The sequence below is a fragment of the Pseudomonas sp. Fl4BN1 genome (genome assembly GCF_009908285.1).
In the GTDB taxonomy this organism is placed as follows: domain Bacteria; phylum Pseudomonadota; class Gammaproteobacteria; order Pseudomonadales; family Pseudomonadaceae; genus Aquipseudomonas.
In genome coordinates this window covers 26,033-48,122 of sequence record NZ_JAAARM010000020.1, presented here as the reverse complement: position 1 = coordinate 48,122, position 22,090 = coordinate 26,033, and the positions used below count along the sequence as shown (strand labels likewise).

At 63.0% G+C, this 22,090-nt stretch carries 20 protein-coding genes; 10 read left to right on the top strand and 10 right to left on the bottom strand.

All coding sequences use genetic code 11. The features are described 5' to 3' along the window. Window positions 1-50: 50 nt before the first annotated feature. The 6 genes from GV818_RS21560 to GV818_RS21535 form a co-directional block, all read right to left on the bottom strand. On the bottom strand, window positions 51-464 hold the full coding sequence (locus GV818_RS21560) for a TIGR03067 domain-containing protein (protein ID WP_161777465.1): 414 nt from the start codon (window positions 462-464) through the stop codon (window positions 51-53). A 26-nt stretch (window positions 465-490) separates the two neighbouring features. After that, the gene (locus GV818_RS21555) at window positions 491-1,138 is read right to left on the bottom strand and encodes a response regulator (protein ID WP_161756388.1); all 648 of its coding nucleotides are present in this window, start codon (window positions 1,136-1,138) and stop codon (window positions 491-493) included. Between the two features lie 75 nt (window positions 1,139-1,213). Continuing rightward, window positions 1,214-4,468 (bottom strand): hybrid sensor histidine kinase/response regulator, encoded by a 3,255-nt coding sequence (locus GV818_RS21550; RefSeq protein WP_161777464.1) that lies wholly within the window; start codon window positions 4,466-4,468, stop codon window positions 1,214-1,216. 109 nt (window positions 4,469-4,577) lie between these two features. Next, entirely contained in the window at window positions 4,578-5,768 is a 1,191-nt protein-coding gene (locus GV818_RS21545; RefSeq protein ID WP_161777463.1) for an EAL domain-containing response regulator, read from the bottom strand. Next, entirely contained in the window at window positions 5,755-8,601 is a 2,847-nt protein-coding gene (locus GV818_RS21540; protein ID WP_161756391.1) for an ATP-binding protein, read from the bottom strand. The genes GV818_RS21545 and GV818_RS21540 overlap by 14 nt, the downstream gene beginning before the upstream one ends. Before the next feature lie 213 nt (window positions 8,602-8,814). Continuing rightward, window positions 8,815-9,636 (bottom strand): aldo/keto reductase, encoded by an 822-nt coding sequence (locus tag GV818_RS21535; protein ID WP_161756392.1) that lies wholly within the window; start codon window positions 9,634-9,636, stop codon window positions 8,815-8,817. Between the two features lie 243 nt (window positions 9,637-9,879). Here GV818_RS21535 and GV818_RS21530 point away from each other — a divergent pair, with 243 nt between their 5' ends. Genes GV818_RS21530 through GV818_RS21510 form a run of 5 tightly spaced genes read left to right on the top strand, consistent with a single transcriptional unit; the run spans window position 9,880 to window position 13,655 of the window. After that, entirely contained in the window at window positions 9,880-10,095 is a 216-nt protein-coding gene (locus GV818_RS21530; RefSeq protein WP_009049200.1) for a TOBE domain-containing protein, read from the top strand. A gap of 42 nt (window positions 10,096-10,137) precedes the next feature. After that, window positions 10,138-11,175 (top strand): isopenicillin N synthase family dioxygenase, encoded by a 1,038-nt coding sequence (locus GV818_RS21525; RefSeq protein ID WP_161777461.1) that lies wholly within the window; start codon window positions 10,138-10,140, stop codon window positions 11,173-11,175. A 28-nt stretch (window positions 11,176-11,203) separates the two neighbouring features. Continuing rightward, window positions 11,204-12,013 carry a MetQ/NlpA family ABC transporter substrate-binding protein gene (locus GV818_RS21520; protein ID WP_161777460.1) on the top strand — a complete coding sequence of 270 codons (810 nt, stop codon included), beginning with the start codon at window positions 11,204-11,206 and terminating at the stop codon, window positions 12,011-12,013. Further along, window positions 12,010-12,987 (top strand): methionine ABC transporter ATP-binding protein, encoded by a 978-nt coding sequence (locus tag GV818_RS21515; RefSeq protein WP_161777458.1) that lies wholly within the window; start codon window positions 12,010-12,012, stop codon window positions 12,985-12,987. Before GV818_RS21520 ends, GV818_RS21515 begins: the two co-directional genes overlap by 4 nt. Continuing rightward, the gene (locus GV818_RS21510; protein WP_161756396.1) at window positions 12,984-13,655 is read left to right on the top strand and encodes a methionine ABC transporter permease; all 672 of its coding nucleotides are present in this window, start codon (window positions 12,984-12,986) and stop codon (window positions 13,653-13,655) included. The genes GV818_RS21515 and GV818_RS21510 overlap by 4 nt, the downstream gene beginning before the upstream one ends. Window positions 13,656-13,673: 18 nt before the next feature. On the opposite strand, the gene GV818_RS21505 is transcribed toward GV818_RS21510, so the two are convergent. Continuing rightward, a complete protein-coding gene (locus GV818_RS21505) occupies window positions 13,674-14,585 on the bottom strand; it encodes an AraC family transcriptional regulator (RefSeq protein WP_161756397.1) in 912 nt (303 codons plus the stop codon). A gap of 104 nt (window positions 14,586-14,689) precedes the next feature. Between GV818_RS21505 and GV818_RS21500 the strand changes: the two genes are divergently transcribed. From GV818_RS21500 to GV818_RS21480, 5 genes are read left to right on the top strand one after another with little or no spacing between them, the layout of a single operon-like run. Next, window positions 14,690-15,250: a carboxymuconolactone decarboxylase family protein gene (locus tag GV818_RS21500; RefSeq protein ID WP_161756398.1), complete on the top strand. Its 561-nt coding sequence runs from the start codon at window positions 14,690-14,692 to the stop codon at window positions 15,248-15,250. Between the two features lie 35 nt (window positions 15,251-15,285). After that, window positions 15,286-16,356, top strand: coding sequence for an acyl-CoA dehydrogenase family protein (locus GV818_RS21495; RefSeq protein WP_161777457.1), 1,071 nt, complete (start codon window positions 15,286-15,288; stop codon window positions 16,354-16,356). Then, window positions 16,353-17,192 carry an ABC transporter ATP-binding protein gene (locus GV818_RS21490; protein WP_161777455.1) on the top strand — a complete coding sequence of 280 codons (840 nt, stop codon included), beginning with the start codon at window positions 16,353-16,355 and terminating at the stop codon, window positions 17,190-17,192. Before GV818_RS21495 ends, GV818_RS21490 begins: the two co-directional genes overlap by 4 nt. Next, window positions 17,158-18,357 carry an ABC transporter substrate-binding protein gene (locus tag GV818_RS21485; protein WP_161777453.1) on the top strand — a complete coding sequence of 400 codons (1,200 nt, stop codon included), beginning with the start codon at window positions 17,158-17,160 and terminating at the stop codon, window positions 18,355-18,357. Before GV818_RS21490 ends, GV818_RS21485 begins: the two co-directional genes overlap by 35 nt. After that, window positions 18,357-19,121, top strand: coding sequence for an ABC transporter permease (locus GV818_RS21480; RefSeq protein WP_161777451.1), 765 nt, complete (start codon window positions 18,357-18,359; stop codon window positions 19,119-19,121). The genes GV818_RS21485 and GV818_RS21480 overlap by 1 nt, the downstream gene beginning before the upstream one ends. A gap of 483 nt (window positions 19,122-19,604) precedes the next feature. Here GV818_RS21480 and GV818_RS21475 read toward each other — a convergent pair whose 3' ends face one another. Genes GV818_RS21475 through GV818_RS21465 form a run of 3 tightly spaced genes read right to left on the bottom strand, consistent with a single transcriptional unit; the run spans window position 19,605 to window position 21,953 of the window. Next, window positions 19,605-20,402: an ABC transporter ATP-binding protein gene (locus GV818_RS21475; RefSeq protein WP_161777449.1), complete on the bottom strand. Its 798-nt coding sequence runs from the start codon at window positions 20,400-20,402 to the stop codon at window positions 19,605-19,607. A 10-nt stretch (window positions 20,403-20,412) separates the two neighbouring features. Beyond that, on the bottom strand, window positions 20,413-21,174 hold the full coding sequence (locus tag GV818_RS21470; protein ID WP_161756404.1) for an ABC transporter permease: 762 nt from the start codon (window positions 21,172-21,174) through the stop codon (window positions 20,413-20,415). 11 nt (window positions 21,175-21,185) lie between these two features. Continuing rightward, on the bottom strand, window positions 21,186-21,953 hold the full coding sequence (locus GV818_RS21465; RefSeq protein ID WP_161777447.1) for an ABC transporter permease: 768 nt from the start codon (window positions 21,951-21,953) through the stop codon (window positions 21,186-21,188). Window positions 21,954-22,090: the final 137 nt, after the last annotated feature.

Below are 22,090 nucleotides of genomic sequence, written 5' to 3'. Positions count from 1 at the left end.
AACGAGGTGGCAAAGGAGGGTTGCAGCGGGCTTGAGGCCGAGTGCGAAGTTCAGCGGCCCTGAGGGGCTCGGACAAAGCGGCGCAGGGTCTGGCCCGGGCCGGTGCTGAATCGGGTCGGCCGTGGCTGGCCCTCATCGGCGGCGATGAACACGAAGTCATCGCCCGTCAGTTGGTAGCTGGCCGGCAACGGCTTGCCCGCATCGGCCCCGATGGCGTCGATCCAGGTGATCGACTTGGGTGTGGTGCTGCTGTCGAGGGTGAAACACCCGGCCAGCAGCAACTCACCCTCAACCGTTATCACGCGAAACTGATTGCCCTCGAACAGGGTCAGGGCCCCTGGAGCACTATGCTCGTCCGGTGGGTTGCTGACGCCGCTGTCTTCCATGCCGGTCTGCTCCCAGGCACCTTGCAGGCGCTCGAGGTCCAAAAGGTCGTTGGTTTTGCGTGATGACGAAATATCCATTTTCGATGGGTTTCCAAAGGGGCAGTTCAGTTGAAGATGTTGCGGCCAATGCAGTAGGTCAGCAGATCCTGGTCACTCTGCACTTCCAGTTTACGCATGGCGGAGATTTTTTGTGCGCTGATGGTTTTCGAACTGCGGTTCTGGCTCCGGGCGATATCGCTGACGCTTTTTCCGGACACGAACAGGCGGAGGATCTCGAACTCCTTGGGTGACAGGGTGGAAATACGTTCGTCGATCGCTACATTCGATTCCATGACCGAGTTGGAGGCGGGCTCCAGGCTGCGGTAGACGCCGTTCTGGGCAATGGCCTTGAGGGCGACCTGGATTTCTTCATGCAGCTGGCTCTTCTGGATCACTCCCACCACCCCCAGTTCGTGCAGGCGAGTGAGGATCAGTTGATTGGAAATCATGGTCAGGATCAGGATCTGCAAGCTGGGGAAGTTGCGCTTGATATATTCCACCAACTTCAGACCGTCGCCGTAAGGTGAGTCTCCAGGCATGTTGTAGTCGGTGATGACGATGTCGACCGGTTGCGCCTCCAGCAACTGGATCAGGCCTTCGGAACACATGGCTTCACCGACTATCTCGAAGCGATCGTTGCGCTCCATCAGCTCGCGAACTCCGAGAAGCACAATGGGGTGATCGTCAGCAATGACTACTTTCAGTTTTTCCATGGCAAACACACCCGTGTAATACGCTAATTAGTTAAGGAAACGTGAGGCTGCCGGTACATTAAACCCTGGCGGCCATTATTCAAGGGGCAACAGAAGTCCGGACAAGCGCAGCATCAGTTGCCTGACTTGCCCCTCCAGGGCCGGAGTCAGCGGGGATTCCAGCAATTGACACTCCAGTTTGGCGCAGGTCTTGGCCAGCGTAGCGGCCTGCACTGCGCCCATGGCCCCGGCAATGCTGTGCAGGCGCTCGGCGGCGGTCTTGGCGGCGCCGCTTTCCAGGGCATCATTCAGCCGCTGCAGATCTTCGTGCATGGTGCTCAGGAACAGCGGCCGCATCCTCTCTGAAACCTGAATATTATCGTCTGCGGGGCCTGCTGCCACAGGCTTGATCTGGGCCACAGGTGGTTTTTTTACCAGCGGCGCGGCCTTGATAGGCGCTGGATTGCGCCGGGTGGGGGCATCGCAGAGTTTCGACAGCTGTCCACGCAGGGTCTGCAGGTTCATCGGTTTGACGATCCAGGTGTTCATCCCCGCGGCCAGGCAGCGGCTGCCTTCCTCGCGCAGAGCATTGGCGGTGACCCCGATAATCGGCAGCCGGGGATCGCGTCTGCGCAGTTCCCTGGCCAGGTCGTAGCCGTTCATGATCGGCATATTGACGTCGGTCACGGCGATGTCGAACCGCTGTGGTTGCCACAGCTCCAGGGCATGTTCGCCATTGTCCGCCAGGGTCACCTGGCACCCCAGGGCTTCCAGTTGCTCCTTGATGATCGCTTGGTTGATCGGGTTGTCTTCCGCCACCAGGATGCGCAGGTCCAATTGTTGCAACGTGCCGTTCTCCCGGCGGTTCATGTGCAGGGGGTGCCCCTGGCGAGCCAGGGATGCAGCCAGGGCGATGGCGCGGATATCGTGGGCGTCGACGGCCCATTCTGTTGCTTGATCATTGTGTTTGTAGTGTCCAGTGGAGTCTGCATTGACGCAGGGGCCGGGCCAGCGGGGCATGGTGTCCCGGGGCAGCATGTCGATGAGCAGCCGGTCCTGCGGTTTGTCTTCCCAGTTGACCGGTGCCGGAAACGCCTGGATACCCAGGCGGTTGAGCCAGTCGCAGGTGCTTTTCATCAGCTCTGGCACGGGGGCCCGCACATACACCGGCGGCCCATCGGGCAAGGGCTGGGTGCCGGGCAGGGGGCCTGGCAGGTATTGCAGGCCCAGGCGCAGAGAAAAGCTACTGCCCAGTCCCGGTTCGCTGACCACCTGCATCTGCCCATTCATCATTTCGCAGAGGCGCTGACAAATTGCCAGCCCTAGTCCAGCCCCGGCTTCGGTAGACGCGTCGCGGACCTGATAGAAGGGATCGAACAGTTGCGGTTGCTGCAAGGATGAGATGCCGATGCCCGTGTCGGTGACTTGCCATTCGATCTGGGCTTGCTGTTCTTTGAGTTCCAGCACCCGGACGCGCAACACCACCCGGCCGCTGTCGGTGAACTTGATCGCATTGCTCAGCAGGTTGTTGAGAATCTGGCGGATCCGCGTGGCGTCGCCCAGCATCAGGTTCGGCAGGTTCGGATCGATACAGGCATAGAGCATCAGCCCGCAACGCTCGGCAAAGGCCGCGTAGGTGTGCAGGGCATCCTCCACCATGTCCAGCGGGCAGAACTCCAGCGGCTCGATGCTCATCTGGCCGGCCTCGATCTTGGACACATCGAGAACATCACTGATCAGCTGGAACAAGGTGCTGGAGGAGCGCTGAATGGTTTGCAGGTAATCGCTCTGGCGTGGGTCCAACTGGGTCAGGCCGAGCAGTTCCAGGGTGCCGAGCACGCCGTATAGTGGCGTGCGGATCTCGTGGCTCATGGTGGCCAGGAACAGCGTCTTGGCTTCGTTGGCGGCATCCGCCGAGCGCCTTGCCTGTTCCAGCGCCTGGACGTCCTCAACGTGATGGGTGACATCATTGAAGGCACAAAGCAGAACGTCCTGGCCCTGGTAGCGGGTCGAGACCAAGCCTACCTGCAGGTGTCGCCCGCTGACGTCCAGGGCGGTTTCGCTGCTGTCGATCATGCTCGGGTCTTGCTCCAGCAATGACAACAGTTCGGCCGTACCTTGCCATTGTCGGGCCTGATGGTTTTCCAGCAACACCTTGAAGTTGTCGCGGCGCATCACGCACAAGCCCGCGGGGGCAGTATCGATAACTACCCGGCTGAAAGCTTCGCTCTCGGCGATGGTCTGGTGGGCCAGTTGCGCCGGCGCCACTACCTTGTCGCGGTACCAGCGGCTGGCGGCCCAGCCGCAGGCCACAGCGCCCACCGCCAGGACCAGCAGGCTCAGCAGGGCCCACAAGGCGTAGTCGAAATAGCTCTTGTAGCTGATGGTGTAGAGCCCGGTCCAAAGGGCTGGCGTGTGGCTGGTTACCTTGAGGATCATCCCGTGCAAGCCGAAGTTCAGGCCCTCATGCAAGACCTTGGCCGGGTCCTGGGAGCCGGTGAGGACGATGCCGGAAGGCTCGATAAGGGTGAACTCATCGTAGATCGACCATTCCAGGAGGCGTTCGATGTTGTTGACTTCGTCCAGGTTGAGCAGCGACGCCACCACCATCCAATTGTTCGCCCCACGGATCTGCAACTGGTTCGGTGCCAGGTGCAGGTTGATGTACGCCAAGAGCTTGGGAGCGACATCCGTCGAGGAGGGCAGGTGGTATTTTTCCCAGTAGACCTGGTTGTCCGGGAAACCATTGTTCTTCACCGCCAGATGCCGTAGCACCCGTTCCACTACGCTGTTGTAGCGGGCATCGCTTCTCCAGGGATTACCGCGCATATGCCGCGCCGCGGGCACGCTGATGTCGAAATTGCCGAAGGTATTGAACACAAAGGTACGGGGCGCGGGATAGTGCGAGGTCGACCAGAAGGCGCTGTAGAAGGTCGACAGGTGCATGCCCAGGGTAAAGACCTTGGGCAGTTCGCTGGCGGCCAGTTGCTGGTGATTGAAGTTGAGGCTGAAGGGAATCGAATACGGGTACTCCTGGCCTTCATAGCTATCGTGTCCTTCACCGGGCAGGGGCTGTTGCAGGTACAACGGACGCTGATCGCCAGCCATCAGCGAATTGATTGAACTGCTTGCTGCCACTCGCCGGAGAAACAACTCCTGCTCCTGGATGTTTTCCATCAGCCGGGCGAAGTGAAACCGTACCGTGCTGTTCTGCTCTTCGACCAGCCGTTGGGTGGCCCAATAGAGTGTCGCGAGCAGTAACAACGCCAGGCCCAATAGAATCAGCAGCCCCCTGTTCAGCCGGATCGAGCTTCGAGTCAGGTTCTCCAGGAAGCTGTTGCTGTATGTCATCACTGATTTCCCAAACACATATAAGGGTCTCGAACCGGAGAGTCCTACCTCTGGAACAAGACCTGTCAGCGATGAGCGACTGTTGCGCGGGCGGGCAATAGTTCATCGATCAATACACTGTCGCTGGTCCGTCTTGGACCAGCAGTTGCTGAAACTGGTGCGAGGATACGGCGTGAGAAATCAGGAACCCCTGAACCTGGGTGCAGTCGATTTTCCTCAGCAAGGCCAACTCCTGTGCGCTTTCCACACCTTCGGCGACCACCGTCATGCCCAGTTGCCGACCCAACGCAATGATGCTCGTCAGCGCCTGGGCTATTTCCTCATTGTTGTGGCAGCCCTGGACCAGGGCGCGGTCGATCTTCAATTCGGTGAACGGCGTTGACACCAGATTCATATAGGAGCTGTAGCCCTTGCCGAAATCGTCCTGGGACAGGCCGAAACCCTTGATGCGCAGGCGGCAGGCCCCGGCGTAGAAGTTGCTGATGTGTTCGGGGGTGGAGCATTCCATGAGCTCGAAGCAGATCTTGCCCGGGATGCCGTTGCGCTGGACCACGAAGTCATACAGGCGGTCAGCCAGGTCGGCGCTGTTGAGCAAGTGGGTCGGCAGGTTGATCGACACCGGGATGTCGTAACCGTCCTCGCGCCAGCATGCCTGGGCGGTGAGGGCCTGTTCCAGAATCAGCCACAACAGCTCCTCCTCAAGACCTGCCTCGTTGAGCTCCGGCAGGAAATCGCAGGGAAGCAGCATGCCGTGTTGCGGATGCATCCAACGCACCAGCGCCTCGGCGGCAACGATCCGACCGTTGTTGAGGGCCTTCTTGGGCTGGAACCAGGCCTGAATCTGCGCGTTGCCCAAGGCTTGCTGCAGGGTTTCCCGGCTGCACTCCACCCAGATTGCCGGGGCTGACGCGCTCGCGGCCAGGTCTGGCAACTGTGCGGTCAGGTTACGCAGCGCGGCGAGGTTTACCGGTTTGGAAATCAGGCCGATGACCCGCAGGCCCAGGTTGCGGGCCACCAGGCTTGCGCCCATCAACATCCGTCGGGAAGAGGCACTCATGATCGCCAGCGCCGGGCGTGCGCGCTGGGAGGCCAGGCCCTGGATGAACTGCACGCCATCCATGCCGGGCATCAGCAGATCTGTCAGTACCAGGTCGAAATGGCGTTGCTTGAGACGCTCGAGAGCTTCGATGCCATTGCTCGCGACTTCCAGATGATAAGGGCCCAACTCGCTGAACAAATGTTGCAGGTACATGTACTGAAACGGCTGATCTTCAACAATCAATATGCTACAGGACTTCATGAGAGGCTCTTTCATAAGGCGCCAGGTAGTTGAACAACGCTCTTAATGCAAAGGGCTTCACCAGACAGTGGTTCATCCCGGCTGCAAGACAGAGCTCTTCTTCTCCGCGCATTGCATTGGCCGTCGCCCCGATGATCGGGATCGAACAGCCTTGACGTCGAAGCCTCTTGGCCAGTTCATAGCCGTTGAGCTTCGGCATGTTCACATCGGTCAACACCACGTCGAAGTGACCTGCTCTCCAGATAGACAGGGCTTCTTCTCCGTTTGAAGCCAATTCCACGCTGCAGCCCAGTTCCTCCAACTGATCCTTGAGGATCAACTGATTGATCACGTTGTCTTCGGCTACCAGCACATGCAGGCTGAGCTTTTTCAGCTCGCGGCTGTCGGGGCGCTCTTCGCTCTGGGCCACCCAGACGCCTTGTGCCTGGCTGACGGCCTGGTGAATCGCCCGCAGGTTGTTGGTATTGACCTGCCAGCTGCCGCCGTGAATCCGCGGCTCGTTGTGACCGTCGCCACTGGCCAGTATCAGTGGCCCCTGCCAGTCGGGTTCCAGGCGTTGCTCTATCGCGCCAGGGTGCAGCTCGATCAGCACATTGCCACGGCTCCGATCCGTTTGGGTGGGCAGGCTGAACTGGGCTCGAGCGCCCCAGCGGCGTAACCAGCCCGCTACCGATTCGGCCACTTCACGCACCGGTGACACCACGTAGATCATTTCCGGCAGCAGCGGGCTGATGACCGGAGCGTTGGTCAGCGTGGATGAGGCCTCGAGGGGTAGGGTGAGGGTAAAGCTGCTGCCCAACCCGAGCTCGCTGACCATGCGCAGATTGCCGTTCATCAACTGCGTCAGGCGCTGGCAGATCGGCAAGCCCAGACCGGTACCGGCGATGACGTTGGTGTTGCCCTCGGTCTGGTAGAAGGGTTCGAAGATCAGTGTCTGGTCGTCCTGGGCGATGCCTCGGCCAGTGTCGGATACCTGCCAGAGGATGTTGCTGCGCTCGCCATCGCGGCTGTCCACCCGGACCCGCAGGACGATGCGCCCGGAGTCGGTGAATTTGACCGAGTTGTTCAACAGGTTGCTGAGGATCTGGCGGATCCGCGTGACGTCGCCCAGAAGAATTTCCGGCAACTGTGGATCCACGCAGGCATAGAACTGCAGGCCCTTGGCCTGGGCCGCCGCGGCATAGCCATGGATGATTTCATGCACCAGGTCCAGGGAGCAGAACTCGCTGAGTTCCAGGGCCAACTGGCCGGCTTCGATCTTGGACACATCGAGCACGTCGCAGATCAGTTGCAGCAGGGTGCCGGAGGAACCCTCGATCGCCCGTAAATAGTCCTGCTGCTGGTTGTCCAGATGGGTGCGCGAGAGCAACTCCAGGGTGCCGAGGACACCGTACAGTGGCGTGCGGATTTCATGGCTCATGGTGGCCAGGAATAGCGTCTTGGCTTCGTTGGCGGTGTCGGCCAGGCGCTTGGCTTCCTCCAGGGCGGCCTCGATCTGCTTGCGTGTGCTGATATCGCTGAAGGCACAGAACAGCACGTCTTCACCGTTGTATCGGGTGGGCGCCGAACTGAGGTAGAGATGGCGCCCATCTGCGGTTTCAAAGTAGTCCGAGCTGTTGGGGCGGTTGGGGTCGAAGGCCTGTTCGATCCATCCCGCGCACAGTTGATCGCGCTCGCTGCCATCGCCCAGCCATTGCTGGGACAGGGTGTTCTCCAGCACCACCTGACCATCGCTGCGCCGCAGCACGCACAAGGCCACCGGGGCAATCTGGATCACGTCGCGACTGAAGGCTTCGCTTTCGATCAGGGCCTGGATCCGGTGCAGCGCTGGAGCGATCAGGCGTACTTCGATCCAGTGAGTCAGGAAGCCGATCAAGGCGATGCCGAACAGGCTGATGAGCAAGGCGCTGAGCAACTGCGGCAAGAGGCTCTTGAGCAGCGTGTGCAGCTCGAAGGAGTACACCAGTTGCCAGTCCGATGACCCCAGTTGCTTGCGGATCACCAGATGGTCGGGCCACCAGCGGCCGCCAAGAAAGCCGAAGAAACTGCCGCCCTGGACCTGTTGCACCGCTGCGCTCAATTGAGCGCTGGGGGTGCTGCTGAAGATCAGCCCGCCTTGGGAATTGAACATCATGAAGTCCCCGGCGCTCTTGTCGCTGAGGGCTGCGGAAACACTCTTGCCATCCATCTCCAGGCCGAGCCAGCCGGAGTTGCTGAAGCGCTCGTCCAGGCGGGTAAAAATATACAACCGGGCGGCGCTGGAGGAGTGATCCATCAGCCACACTTCTTCACCCACCGGAATCGCGGTGAGCTTCAGGCTGGCCAACTGGGAAAGCAACAATTCGGGAAGCTGTGCCGTTTCGGGCTGGGTGCTGAACAGGCGTTGCACCTGAGGTGTTTCCTCGCCGTGCACATACAGCAGGTTCAATTGCTTGCTTTTGAGGTAGTCACGCATGCGTTGGGTGAGCCAGACCCCCCATTGATTTTCCCCTTGCATGCCCAACAGCAGGTGAATTTCCTCACCGGGATCGCCGGTGGGCTTGCCGTTGCCGTTGCCGCTTTCACTCAGCCGGGACTTATGCACGGCGGACAGGCTCAGGCTCTCCAGCAAGGCTTCGCGGCTGGTGAAGAAGGTCTGGGCTTCGGCGATGGCGCTGCTCATGTAGCTGCGCCGTTGTGACAGTTCATTGTTGATGCTTGAGCGCAGGAAGTTGTAGACAGCGCCCAGCAGGCCGATCAAAAGGATCAGCGCCACGAAACGAAGCAGCCGACGGGCTGCTTCAGGACTGGAAAAAAGGGGATTGATCTGATGCAGGTAGCTTTTTAATCTCATGCGCCAACTGTAATTGGGGGCATGCCAAGCAGGGATCAGACAATTCTTAAATAACCGAAGATAAGTGGCTTTATATCCTCGCTACTCTATTGCTTATTTCGAATAGTGCTGAAACAGCAACTTGTAACTGATAACTAGTTGTTTTAATTGATAATTAATAACGTTCTCCCAGGTTGAGAATTGCTCTTTATCCTCGTTCCAGCGGTTGCGGTTTCAGACTATTTCCAGGCGTTGTTTGCGTCGGGGTGGAGTAAAAAACTGATCGATGGCTTGCAGGTCTTCCGCTGCCAATTGCAGCTCGCAGGCCTTGGCATTGAGTCGCACATGAGCCGGGCGCACGGCTTTGGGGATGACCACTACCTGGTCCTGGCGCAACAACCAGGCCAGGGCCACCTGGGCCGTGCTGACCTCGTGCCGCTGGGCGATTTGCTGCAGGGTCGGCTGCGCCAGCAAGGCGCCACCCTGGCCGAGCGGGCAATAGGCCATGAGCGGCATCCGCTGTTGCTGGCAGGCGGGCAACAGGTCGAACTCGATGCCCCGCGACTCCAGGTTGTACAGCACCTGATTGGTGGCGCAGGCGGGTGCGTCGAGTTCATCCAGGTCTGCCAGATCAAAATTGGAGACACCCCAGCGGCGGATCTTGCCGGCCTCACGCAGGCGCTCGAAGGCTTCGATGGTTTCCGCCAGCGGGTACTGGCCGCGCCAGTGCAGCAGGTACAGGTCGATGACTTCGCAGCCCAAGCGTTTCAGGCTGCGCTCGCAGGCCAGGGGCAGGCCTTTGCAGCTGGCGTTGTGGGGGTACGCCTTGCTCACCAGGAACACCTCGTCACGGCGCCCCGCAATGGCCTTGCCGACCACTTCCTCGGCGCCGCCTTCACCATACATTTCCGCGGTGTCGATCAGGCTCATGCCCAGTTCGATACCGGTACGCAAGGCGGCGATTTCCTGGTTCCGTTGCTGGCGGTCCTCGCCCATCCGCCAAGTCCCCTGGCCAATGACCGGAACCTGCCGATCCGCGAGCTTGAGCGTGCGCATGCCGATCTCCTGGTATCTGTCGAGCGTTGTCTGTGGAGGGCACAGGGAAACAAAGCTGCCGGTAGCGGTCAAGAGCGCGGGAGTGAGTGCCACAACGGCAAAGCCGCTGAGCAGGTGAAAAACTCATATTCCATAATGGTATAAAATACTAATTATTTATTCCTTTAAAGGTGTTTTCCAAAGGCGCATGTTAATCACCAGCCGCTCAATTCGTGAGTCCGGTGCCAGCAAAGGATTTCCAGCATGACCATTAAAGCGATCAACGTGCGCAACCAGTTCAAAGGTGTGATCAAGGAGATTCATGAAGGTCAGGTGGTCTCGGAAATCGACGTACAGACTGCCTCGGGCATCGTCACCTCGGTGATCACCACCCGCTCAGTGCGCGACCTGGAGCTCAAGGTCGGCAGCGAAGTGATCGCCTTCGTCAAATCCACCGAAGTGTCCATCGCCAAGCTCTGAGCCGCGCAGTCTCGGACGTGGTCATTCACAGGGGAGTGAAACATGCCGCATTCGCTGGAGATCACAGCATTACCTGTTCTTGACCTGGCCCAGCTGGATGGCACTGCGGCCCAGCGCCAGGCCTTTCTCGAGGGCCTGCGCCAGGCCGCCCGGGACGTCGGTTTCTTCTATCTCAGCGGTCACGGCATCGATCACCGGCTGCTGCGCCGGGTGCAACAACAGGCCCGGGAGTTGTTTGCCTTGCCCGAGGCTGACAAGGCCGCGGTGGGGATGATCCATTCGCCACATTTTCGCGGCTACACCCGTGCGGCCTCGGAAATCACCCGGAACCAACCGGACCTGCGTGAGCAGTTCGACCTCGGGGCAGAGCGCGAGGCCTTGCCCCTGGATGCGCAAAGCCCGCCCTGGGCCCGTCTGCAGGGCCCCAACCAGTGGCCGCCGCAACTGCCAGCACTGAAACCGCTGTTGCTCGAATGGCAGCAGGCAATGACCCGCATGTCCCTGCGCCTGTTGCGCGGTTTTGCCCAGGCCTTGTCGCTGCCGGAACAGGCCTTCGACCCGCTGTACGGCGAGCGGCCCAATGAGCACATCAAGCTGATCCGCTATCCCGGTCACGTGCCGGGGCAAAGCAACCAGGGTGTCGGCGCTCACAAGGATTCCGGCTTCCTGAGCTTTGTATTGCAGGACCAGCAGGCCGGCCTGCAGGTGGAAGTGGAGGAGGGCCGCTGGATCGACGCGCCGCCTCGGGAGCACACCCTGGTGGTGAACATCGGCGAGTTGCTGGAGCTGGCCACCCACGGCTACCTGCGGGCCACGGTGCACCGCGTGCTGTCGCCGCCAGCGGGTCGCGAGCGTTTGTCCATCGCCTTTTTCCTAGGCGCGCAACTGGATGCCCGGGTGCCGTTGTACCCGTTACCCGCAGCGCTGCGGCAAGCCGCCCGGGGCCCGGCCAGTGATCCCGACAACCCGTTGTTTCGCGAGGTCGGCTGGAACTACCTCAAGGGGCGGCTGCGTTCGCACCCGGACGTGGCCCGGCGTTTCTACCCCGACGCCCTGGTCCCCAAGGCCCTGGGTGCCTGACCTTCATTCGCTGAGCAAGGACACTGCCATGTTGAAGAAAAACCTGTTCACCCTGGCGCTGCTGGCCAGCCTGGCTCATGCCCTGCCGGCCAGTGCAGCGCAGCCGTTGCGGGTCGCCGCCGACCCGGTGCCCCACGCGCAGATCCTCGCCTATGTGCAGAAGCTTGATCCGCAGCTGGCGCTGAAGATCATCGAGATTCCCAATGGCGTGAACTCCAACGAACTGCTGGCCCACGGCGATGTGGATGCCAACTACTTCCAGCACCTGCCGTACCTCAAATCCCAGGAACAGGCCCTGGGCCAACCCTTCGCGGTGGCTGCCAGCGTGCACATCGAACCGCTGGGCATCTATTCGCAACGGCACCAGGGCTTCGACCAGGTGCCCCAGGGCGGTACGGTGGCGGTGCCCAACAATGTCACCAACCTCAGCCGTGCCCTGTACCTGCTGCAGGATTACCAACTGATCCGCCTCAAGCCCGGTTTCACCGATCCGGCTCGCGACCAGGCCACCCCCAAGGACATCGCCGACAACCCCAGGCAGTTGAAGATCCTCGAAATCGAATCGCCGCAGATTCCCCGGGCCCTGGAAGACGTGGACCTGGCCGTAATCAACGGCAACTACGCCCTGGAAGCGGGGCTGCTGCCGGCCAAGGATGCCCTGGGGCTGGAGAAGGCCGAGCACAACCCTTACGCCAACATCCTGGTGACCACGCCCAAGCTGGAGGGCGATCCACGCATCCGCCAACTGGCCAAGGACCTCAATTCCCCTGAAGTGGCCAAGTTCATCACCGAGACCTATTCGGGTTCGGTGATTCCGGTGGCGGACCGTCAGCCATGATCCAGGTCGAGCAAGTCAGCAAGGTCTATGGCGATGGCCAGCCGCCGGCACTGCAGCAGGTTTCGCTGAGCATTCCGGATGGCGCGGTGTACGGCATTCTCGGGCGCAGTGGCGCCGGCAAGTCGACCCTGCTGCGCTGCCTGAACCTGCTGGAGCGTCCCAGTGCCGGGCGCATCCTGATCGACGGCCAGGACCTCGGCGCCTTGTCTGCGGGTCAGCTGCGCAAGCAGCGCCAGCGCATCGGCATGATTTTCCAGGGCTTCAACCTGCTGCATTCGCGCACGGTGTTCGACAATGTCGCGGTGCCCCTGGAGATAGCCGGCCAGGCCAAGGAGCAACGCCGGGCCCGGGTCCTGGAGCTGCTGGAACTGGTGGGGCTGAGTGACAAGACACAGGCCTTTCCCTCGCAATTGTCCGGCGGCCAGAAGCAACGGGTGGGCATTGCCCGAGCCCTGGCCGCCGGTCCCCGGTACCTGCTGTCGGATGAAGCCACCAGCGCCCTGGACCCGCAAACCACGGCGTCGATCCTGCAGCTGCTGGCGCGGATCAACCGCGAGTTGGGGCTGACCATTGTGCTGATCACCCATGAACTGGAGGTGGTCAAGTCGATCTGTTCCCACGCCGCTTCCCTGGCCCAGGGCCGGCTGGTGGAATGCGGTCCGATCGCGCAACTGCTGGCGGACCCACAGTCGGAACTCGGCCGCGCGTTGCTGCCGGGCTACAACCTGCCGTTCAGCGGCGGCCAGCTCCAGGCCGAACTGACCTTCTTCGACAACCAGCGCGCGGCGCCGCTGCTTGCGCAACTGAGCCGCCAGCAGGCGCTGGAGCTCAAGGTGCTGGCCGGTGGTGTCGAGTCCGTGGCGGGCCAGCGGGTAGGGCGCCTGCGCATTGCTGCCGCTCCGGGCGAGGCCGTGAAGTTCCATCAACTGCTGGCCTCCCTGGCCCAGCGGGGCATCCGCAGTGAGCGCCTGTGAACCGCAGTGTTGATTGGCAGGAACTGGCGCAACTGCTGTTGATCGCCACCGGCGAAACGCTGTACATGGTGTTCCTGGCGTCGCTGTTGACCCTGTTGATCGGCCTGCCGCTGGGGGTGTTGCTGTTCGTCAGCCGCAAAGGCGGGCTGTGCCCGATGCCACGCCTTAATCGCCTGTTGGGCGGGCTGGTCAATCTCGGCCGCTCATTGCCCTTCGTGGTGTTGTTGATTGCCCTGATTCCCCTGACCCGGCTGGTGGTGGGCACCACCCTGGGCAGCACCGCCGCGGTGGTGCCCATCACCATCGGCGCCTTTCCGTTCTTTGCGCGAATTGTCGAGAACGCCCTGGATGAAGTGGACAAGGGGCGAATCGAGGCGATCCTGGCCATGGGTGGACACATCGGCCATGTGATCTTCAAGGCCTTGCTGCCCGAAGCCTTACCGGCGCTATTGGCAGGGTTGACCCTGACCCTGGTGATGCTGATCGGCTTCTCTTCCATGGCCGGAGTCATTGGCGGAGGTGGGCTGGGGGACCTGGCGATCCGCTATGGCTATCAGCGCTTCAACAACCAGATCATGTTGGCCACGGTGCTGGTCCTGGTGCTGCTGGTCCAGGGCGTACAGAGCTGTGGCGACCGGCTGGTGCGGGCCCTGGCTCACCGGCGCTGAGCCTGGTGCCGGTGTGGCTCAGCGTCCTTCATGCTGCTTGCGGTAGGCCCCCGGTTGCAGCCCCACCGCCTTGGTGAAGGCCCGGGTAAAGGCGGCAATCGACTGATAGCCCACGGCAGCCCCGACTTGCTCCACGGTCTGGTTGGCCTTGAGCCGTTGGCAGGCATGGCGCATGCGCAGGGCCAGCAGGACCTGCCCCGGGGACTGTCCGGCAAGCTCATTGAAGCGTTTGAAAAACGCCGACCGCGAGAGCCCGGTGAGGGCCGCCATGCTTTCCAGGGGCCACGGCTCGCCGGGCCGCTGGATCAGTTGCTCCAGCAACGGCGCAAACGCCGGATGCCGGGCCAGGGCCACCAGGCCGCCGAGGTCCTGGTTATCGCTGACCTGCTGGCGCAATACATACAGAAACAGCAGGTGACTGAGACGTTCGAGCAACGCCTGGGACGGTGCCGGGAGCCGTTGGCATTCGTCGAGAATCAGCTGGAACAGCGCCCGCGCGGCACTCAGCGAGGGGTCACCGGCCTGCAGGATGATCCAGCCCGGCAGACCGTCGATGATCAGCGAGGACAGCCCGGACTTGAAATGGAAAAAGCCGCAGACCAGCCCGACGCCGTCCTGGGCAGTCGGGTCCAGCGGGCCCATGGCCAGGCGTGGCAACTGCTGGGCAACTTCGGCCTGCTGCGCGCTGGACAGCCGATAACCCAGGTCCTGCAGCAGGAAAACCGCATCCCCGGCATTTAGACACTGGGCCTCGGGCACGCCATCGATATGCAACCAGCAATGACCCTGCACAACCAGGTGGAAGCTGGCCCGGGCCAGGCCCTGGGTGCTGGCGTGCCAGCCGCCGCAGTAGCGACCGATGTGAAACAGGCTGGCATCGAGTTCCAGTCCTTCTAATAACCAATCAACCAGCGGGTTTGACGAAATCATCTAAGGGAAACACTCAGGAGCAAGTAATTGCTACTTTAGAATATGGATCGAAATTCTTATAACCAACAGACTTGACGCACACCCACACAGCAGGAGTCCACTCCATGTCCCGCGTCACTCTACACACCTTGCACAGCGCCCCAGAAGCGGCTCGGCCGTTTCTTGAAAATGCCTTGAAGAACTCCGGGTTCATTCCCAATCTGCTGGGTATCCTGGCCAACGCCCCGGCGGCCCTGGAAACCTACGTCACGGTCTCGGCGCTCAACGGCAAGGCCGAGCTGAGCCTGGCGGAGCGCGAAGTGGTGCAGTTGATCGCGGCCACCACCCATGGCTGCGACTTCTGTGTCGCAGGTCATACCTCGGTGGCCCTGAACAAGGCCAAACTCCCGGACCCGGTGGTCAGCGCCCTGCGTGAGCAGAGCACCTTGCCCGAGGCCCGGCTGGAAGCCCTGGCGGCGTTCGCCCGTGAAGTGATCGCCACCCGGGGCAAGGTCAGCGACCCGGGCTATGCCCAGTTCAAGGCCGCAGGATACAGCGAAGGCAACGCCCTGGAAGTGATCCTGGGCATCAGCCTGGCGACCTTGTGCAACTTTGCCAACGTGTTCGCCGGCACCGAACTGAACCCCGAGCTGGCCAAGTATCGCTGGTCCGCGCAAGGTCAATGAGTCAGGGCGACAACGCCCTTCAAGGAGTAAACGACATGCTCAATCCGCTATTGAGTGAGTGGCTGGACGCCCAGGCCCAGGCACTCGACCAGGGCCAGTGCGACCCGCAGCAGGTTCTCGCCCGGCTGGCGGGCGCCCAGGTGCTGCGGGTCGGCATCGACCCGGCCCAGGGCGGCAGCGGCGGTGACCTGACCGACGCCCTGGAAGTCATGGCCACGGTGGCCAGCCATTCCCTGGCGGCGGCCTTTGTCTGCTGGGGCCAGCGGGCCTTTATCGAATACCTGCTGCACAGCCCCAACAGCGGCTTGCGCCAGCGCCTGCTGCCGTCGCTGCTCAGCGGCGAACTGGCCGGGGCCACCGGGCTGTCCAATGCCATGAAATTCCTCTCGGGGATCGAAGCCTTGCAGGTCAAGGCGCAGGCGCAGGACCACGGTTGGAGCCTCAATGGCCGCCTGCACTGGGTTACCAACCTGCGTAAAAGCGGGTTCGTGGTGGCGGCGGCCATCGAGCGCGAGGAGGGCGGTGCCCCCTTTATCCTGACGATCCCGGATGCCTTGCCCGGGTTGCAGCGTTCTGACGACCTGCAACTGATGGGGCTGCAATCGAGCAACACCGCGGCCCTGGAACTGAACCAGGTGGCGGTGGCCCGTGACTGGCTGCTGCACGACGATGCCCGGGTGTTCCTGCCGGCGGTGCGCCCGGCCTTTCTCGGCCTGCAATGCGCCCTGGCCATCGGTCTGGCGCGCCGGGCCCTGAGCGAGGTGGAAAAACATGTCGAGGGTTCCCGTTCGATCCTTCAAGAGCCCTTGCTGGAGCAGCGCCAGCTTCTGGAACAGACTGTCGGCGAGCTCAAGAGCGGCCTGCTCGACGGGCGCTTCCTGAGCCAGCCCGGGGCGCTGTTCCGGGTTCGCATCGCCTTGGCCGAAGCCACCGCCAACGCCGTGCAGCTGGAGTTGCAGGCCAGCGGCGGCAAGGCCTACCTCAGCGAGTTCGGCAGCGGTTTCGCCCGGCGCTGGCGGGAGTCGGCGTTCGTGCCCATCGTTACCCCGAGCCTGGTGCAACTGCGCGCCGAACTGCAACGCCAGGCGCGGAACGCGGCAGCATGAGTGGCCTGTTGAACGCACAGGCAATCAGCCTCGGCTACCCGGCAGCAGATGGCTGGCACAGCGTGCTGGAGGACTTCGACCTGCAGCTGCAGGCCGGCGAAGTGGTGTCCATCCTTGGCCCCAGCGGGGTCGGCAAGTCCAGCCTGCTGCGGGTCCTGGCCGGCCTGCAGAAGCCCCATGCCGGGCAGGTCAGCCTGCTGGGGGAAACCCTCGACGGGCCTCATCCGCGGGTCGCCGTGGCGTTCCAGGACCCCAGCCTGCTGCCCTGGCTGAACCTGGAGCACAACGTCGCCTTCGGCCTGGATTTCGCCCGCCAGCCGCACCTGAGCCCACAGCAGCGCAAGGAGCGCATCGACCAGGCGATTGCCGCGGTGGGCCTGGAACACGCCCGCCAGCGCTACCCGGCACAGCTCTCCGGCGGCATGGCCCAGCGCACGGCGCTGGCCCGCTGCCTGGCTCGCCAGCCCCAGGTGCTGCTGCTGGACGAACCCTTCGGCGCGCTGGACGAGGTGACCCGCGCCGACATGCAACAACTGCTGCTCAAGGTAATCGGCCAGCACCAGACCGCAGCGCTGCTGATCACCCACGACATTGACGAAGCCCTGCTGCTGTCGGACCGGGTTCTGCTACTGGGTAACAGCCCGGCGCGCACCCTCGGCCAGTGGCACATCGATTTACCGGCGCCACGTGCCGAGCGGATCGAGGAGCTGGGCGCCCTGCGTATCGAGATTCTCAAAACCCTTCGGCGGGCGAGCCGCAATCCGCTTAATTCCCCTTTGCCTGCACCGTCGGAGATTGACCATGTGCCTGGACGACTTCACTCACACGCGTCGTGACTTTCTTAAACTCAGCGCACTGCTGACAGCTGGCGGCGCCTTGCCGCTGCTCAACAGCCTGCAGGCCCGCGCTGCCCAGGAACCGGATGCGCCGGTGCGCATCGGCTACCTGCCGATCACCGACGCCACGCCGTTGCTGGTGGCCCACAACAATGGCCTGTTCGAGGCCGAAGGGATCAAGGCCGAGCGCCCGGTGCTGTTGCGCAGCTGGGCCCAGGTAATCGAGGCGTTCATTTCCGGGCAGGTCAACGTCATCCACCTGCTGTCGCCGATGACCGTCTGGGCTCGGTATGGCAGCCAGGTGCCGGCCAAGGTAGTGGCCTGGAATCATGTCGGCGGTTCCGGCCTGACCGTGGCCCCGGGCATTACCGAGGTCAAGCAACTGGCTGGGCAGTCGGTGGCGATTCCGTTCTGGTATTCGATCCATAACGTGGTGGTGCAGCAGCTGTTCCGCGACCACGGCCTGGTGCCGGTGAGCAAGGCCGCTGGCAGTGCCCTGGGTGCCAACGAGGTCAACCTGCTGGTGCTGCCGCCTTCGGATATGCCGCCAGCCCTGGCCAGCCAGCGGATTGCCGGCTACATCGTCGCCGAGCCGTTCAACGCCCTGGCCGAGGAACTCAAGGTCGGACGGGTGCAGCGCTTTACCGGGGATGTCTGGCGCAACCACGCCTGCTGCGTGGTGTTCATGCACGAGCATGACCTGAACAACCGTCCCGAGTGGTCGCAGAAGGTGGTCAACGCCATCGTCAAGGCCCAGCTGTGGACCCGTGATCACCGCGCCGAAGCGGCCCAGTTGCTGTCCAAGGACGGCGCCAACCGCTACACCCCCCATGCGCCCCAGGTGCTGAAACGGGTGCTGGCCCCGGCGGCCGAGGATCGCGAGGCCTACCTGGCCAGTGGGGCGATCCAGCACAGCCACTGGGACGAACAACGCATCGACTTCCAGCCGTATCCGTTCCCCAGCTACACCGAGGAATTGGTCAAGCGCCTCAAGGACACCCTGATCGAGGGCGACAAGGGCTTCCTGGCTGGCCTTGATCCGGCGCACACCGCCAAGGACCTGGTGGATGATCGCTTCGTGCGCAACGCCATCGCTTCGGTGGGCGGGCTCAAGGCCTTCGGCCTGGCGGACAGTTTCGAACGCAGCGAGGAGTTCGGTCTTTGATGGGCAAGCAACCTTCCTCCCTGAGCCATTGGGTCCTGGGCCTGGCCGGGCTATTGAGCCTGCTGCTGGGCTGGTGGCTGGGGGTGCACCTGCTGGGCGGCGGCAATGGCCTGGCGGCGCGTTTCTCCCCCGAGGCGACCTTCGCCAGCCTGGTGGAACTGCTGGGGCGCGGCGAGCTGTATGAGCATGTGCTGGTGAGCCTCAAGCGCATCCTGGTGGGGCTGTTGCTGGCCCTGCTGATCGGCGTGCCCCTGGGCCTGCTGGTGGGCAGCTACCGGCACCTGGAGGCGGCCACCACCCCGGCGTTCCAGTTCCTGCGGATGATCTCGCCGCTGTCCTGGATGCCGGTGGTGGTGATGCTGATGGGGGTAGGAGACCAGCCGATCTACTTCCTCCTGGCATTTGCCGCGCTGTGGCCGATCCTGCTCAACACCGCGGCTGGCGTACGCCAGCTCGACCCACGCTGGCTGCAACTGAGCCGCAGCCTTAGCGCCACCCGCTGGGAGACCCTGCGCAAGGTGATCCTGCCCGGTGTCCTGGGGCATGTGCTGACCGGAGTACGGTTATCCATCGGCATCTTGTGGATCGTCCTGGTGCCTTGCGAAATGCTTGGTGTCAGCGCTGGCCTGGGCTACTTCATTCTTGATACCCGGGACCGCCTGGCCTATTCGGAACTGATGGCCATGGTCCTGCTGATCGGCGTATTGGGTTTCGCCCTCGACGCCCTGGCCCGCGGCCTGCACCGGCGCTGGTCCCACGCCTGAGCCCCCGTATTGCCGGCGCAACACCGGCTCCCCTTGTAGGAGCCGGCTTGCCGGCGAAGAGGCCCGCAAGCCTTGCACCGCCTCGGCCGACGCCTTCGCTGGCAAGCCAGCTCCTACAGCCCCAGCGCAATCGCAACGCCACCTGTGTAGGAGCCGGCTTGCCGGCGAAGAGGCCCGCAAGCCTTGCACCGCCCCGACCGGCGCCTTCGCTGGCAAGCCAGCTCCTACAGCGCCCACGTAATCGCAAGGCCACCTGTGTAGGAGCCGGCTTGCCGGCGAAGAGGCCCGCAAGCCTTGCACCGCCCCGGCCGACGCCTTCGCTGGCAAGCTAGCTCCTACAGCCCCAGCGCCACCGCAAGGCCACCTGTGTAGGAGCCGGCTTGCCGGCGAAGAGGCCCGCAAGCCTTGCACCGCCTCGGCCGACGCCTTCGCTGGCAAGCCAGCTCCTACAGCCCCCACGTAATCGTGGTGCTACCCCGACCATCAATGCCCGACCAATTCCTCCAGCAACTGCTCCTTGTAGCCCTGCAGCACCGGGGAGCTGCGGTCCCGCGGATGGGGCAGGTCGACACGAATCTCATGCTTGATCCGCCCCGGATGGGCGTCCATCACGATCACCCGGTCCCCCAGGTACAGCGCTTCTTCAATGTCATGGGTGACCATGATCACCGTGCAGCGCTGCTGCACCCAGATCCGTTGCAGTTCGTGCTGCAGGTGCACCCGGGTCAGGGCATCCAGTGCCCCCAGGGGTTCATCCAGCAACAGCACCTTGGGCTGGTTGATCAGCGCCCGGGCAATCGCCCCCCGTTGGGCCATGCCGCCGGACAGTTGATGGGGGTAGGCCTGCTCGAAGCCTTGCAGGTTGACCAGGGCAATGTGCTCGGCCACCCGGCGCTGTTTCTCGGCGGCGGACAAGGGGTGGTTCTTCAAGGCCAGGGCGATGTTCTGGGCCAGGGTCATCCAGGGAAACAGTCGGTGGTCCTGGAACACGATGCCCCGTTCCAGGCTGGTGCCGGTCACCGGCTTGCCGTCCAGCAGCATCTGCCCCTGATAGTCGCCCTCCAGGCCGACGATCAGCCGCAGCAGGGTGGATTTGCCGCAGCCGCTGGCGCCGACGATGCTGACGAATTCACCAGGCTGGACGTCCAGGTCGATGCCTTGCAGCACCGGCAGGGCCTGGCCCTGGATCCGGTAGCTCTTGTTCAGGCCGCGGATCTGCAGGGCCCCGGGCGGTGTGTGGTGGTGGCTGTAAAGCGGGGCGTGTTGGGCGATTGCATTCATGGAGGGGGCCTTAACGGGTAGGGCGCCAGCGCAGCAGGCGGCGGCTCAGAAGGGTCAACAGCAGGGTCATCAGGTAGCCGCACAGGCCGATGCACAGCACGCAGAGCACGATGATCTCCATGCGCGAGCCGGCCTCGGCGTTCATCATCAGGTTGCCCAGGCCGGCACCGGAGGACAGGAACAGCTCGCTGCCCACCGCCGTCACCCAGGCAAAGGCCAGAGCCTGCAACAGGCCGGTGGCAATGCTCGGCAGGGCCGCCGGCAACAGGATGTGCCGCAGCCGCTGCACCGGGCCGAGCACCAGCACCTGGCCGACCTCGCGGTAGCGCCGTTCCACCTGGCAAAAGCCCTGGTAGGTGTTGAGCACCATGGGGTAGAAGGCCGCGAGGCTGACGATCAGCATCTTGGAAAACTCACCGTTGCCGAACCACATGGCGATCAGCGGAATCCAGCCGAGCATCGGTACTTGGCGGATTGAATGGAACAGCGGGCCGATCAGGCGGTTGGCCAGGGCTGACAGGGCCATCAGGCCCCCCAGCAGCACCCCGGCCAGGGTGCCCAGCAGCAGGCCGCCGCTGGCCCGGCCCAGGCTGGCCAGCAGGTTGACCGACAATTCGCCGTTGCCCAGCAGTTCCAGCAAGGCGCTGCCAATGGTGGACAGCGGCACGAAGGCATAGGCCCCGGCGGCGTCCTGGCGCGACAGGTATTCCCAGCCGCCGATCAGCAGCAGGGGCAGCAATAGACCGCGAAACTTGGTCAGTAGGGTGGTCATGCAGGGGGCTCCTATCGGGTTTGCCAGCGCAGCACGCGCTGTTCCAGGCGGCGGAAGGAAAAGTCCAGGGCAAAGCCGATGACGCCGGTGACCACTATCCCCACCATCACCACATCGATGCGCAGCATCTGCCGGGCCATCTCGATCATCTGCCCCAGGCCGCTGTCGGCGGCCAGCAACTCGGTGGCCACCAGCACCACCCAGCACCGGGTCAGGCCGATGCGCAGCCCGGTGATGATCGGCGGCGCCGCGGCGGGCAGGGCGATTTCCCGGACCAGGGTCGGCCAGCGCAGCCGGTAGACGTCGGCCACCTCGAAGTAACTGCGGGGAATGGCCTTGACCCCCTCACTGGCGGCCAGGGCCACGGGGAAGAACGCGGTCTTGGCGACGATGACGATCTTGAAGGTTTCATCGATGCCCAACAGCAGCACGAACATCGGGATCAGGGCGATGCTGGGGATCTGCCGCAGGGTATGGAACAGCGGCGCGCAGTACGCCTCGACGGTTTTCGACAGGGCCATCAGCACCCCGAACACCAGGCCGCCGAGGGCCCCCAGGGCAAAGCCCAGGCCCAGGCGTGACAGGCTGTTGTGCAGGTGCTCCAGCAACTCGCCGCTGGCCAGCAGGGTTTCGAAGGTTTGCAGCACCTGGGCCGGCGGCACCAGCAGATTGCGCGGAAAGATCCCGGCCTGGGCCACCAGGGTCCAGAGCAGCAACAGCGCCAGGGGCGAGATCAGCCAGGTCAGGGAAGTGAGGATGCAGCGCAAGGAATGAGCCATGGCGGTTCTTATATCGGCGAAGTACCCGATGCCTATCGCAAGACCTGTGCCATCCCCCGTCGTAGGAGCTGGCTTGCCAGCGAAGGCGTCATCCGGGGCGGTGCAAGGCTTGCGGACCTCTTCGCCGGCAAGCCGGC

Coding starts and splice junctions, on each gene's coding strand:
- GV818_RS21560 (WP_161777465.1), bottom strand. CDS start 464: ATGGATATTTCGTCATCACGCAAAACCAACGACCTTTTGGACCTCGAG.
- GV818_RS21555 (WP_161756388.1), bottom strand. CDS start 1,138: ATGGAAAAACTGAAAGTAGTCATTGCTGACGATCACCCCATTGTGCTT.
- GV818_RS21550 (WP_161777464.1), bottom strand. CDS start 4,468: ATGACATACAGCAACAGCTTCCTGGAGAACCTGACTCGAAGCTCGATC.
- GV818_RS21545 (WP_161777463.1), bottom strand. CDS start 5,768: ATGAAGTCCTGTAGCATATTGATTGTTGAAGATCAGCCGTTTCAGTAC.
- GV818_RS21540 (WP_161756391.1), bottom strand. CDS start 8,601: ATGAGATTAAAAAGCTACCTGCATCAGATCAATCCCCTTTTTTCCAGT.
- GV818_RS21535 (WP_161756392.1), bottom strand. CDS start 9,636: ATGCGCACGCTCAAGCTCGCGGATCGGCAGGTTCCGGTCATTGGCCAG.
- GV818_RS21530 (WP_009049200.1), top strand. CDS start 9,880: ATGACCATTAAAGCGATCAACGTGCGCAACCAGTTCAAAGGTGTGATC.
- GV818_RS21525 (WP_161777461.1), top strand. CDS start 10,138: ATGCCGCATTCGCTGGAGATCACAGCATTACCTGTTCTTGACCTGGCC.
- GV818_RS21520 (WP_161777460.1), top strand. CDS start 11,204: ATGTTGAAGAAAAACCTGTTCACCCTGGCGCTGCTGGCCAGCCTGGCT.
- GV818_RS21515 (WP_161777458.1), top strand. CDS start 12,010: ATGATCCAGGTCGAGCAAGTCAGCAAGGTCTATGGCGATGGCCAGCCG.
- GV818_RS21505 (WP_161756397.1), bottom strand. CDS start 14,585: ATGATTTCGTCAAACCCGCTGGTTGATTGGTTATTAGAAGGACTGGAA.
- GV818_RS21500 (WP_161756398.1), top strand. CDS start 14,690: ATGTCCCGCGTCACTCTACACACCTTGCACAGCGCCCCAGAAGCGGCT.
- GV818_RS21495 (WP_161777457.1), top strand. CDS start 15,286: ATGCTCAATCCGCTATTGAGTGAGTGGCTGGACGCCCAGGCCCAGGCA.
- GV818_RS21490 (WP_161777455.1), top strand. CDS start 16,353: ATGAGTGGCCTGTTGAACGCACAGGCAATCAGCCTCGGCTACCCGGCA.
- GV818_RS21485 (WP_161777453.1), top strand. CDS start 17,158: ATGTGCCTGGACGACTTCACTCACACGCGTCGTGACTTTCTTAAACTC.
- GV818_RS21480 (WP_161777451.1), top strand. CDS start 18,357: ATGGGCAAGCAACCTTCCTCCCTGAGCCATTGGGTCCTGGGCCTGGCC.
- GV818_RS21475 (WP_161777449.1), bottom strand. CDS start 20,402: ATGAATGCAATCGCCCAACACGCCCCGCTTTACAGCCACCACCACACA.
- GV818_RS21470 (WP_161756404.1), bottom strand. CDS start 21,174: ATGACCACCCTACTGACCAAGTTTCGCGGTCTATTGCTGCCCCTGCTG.
- GV818_RS21465 (WP_161777447.1), bottom strand. CDS start 21,953: ATGGCTCATTCCTTGCGCTGCATCCTCACTTCCCTGACCTGGCTGATC.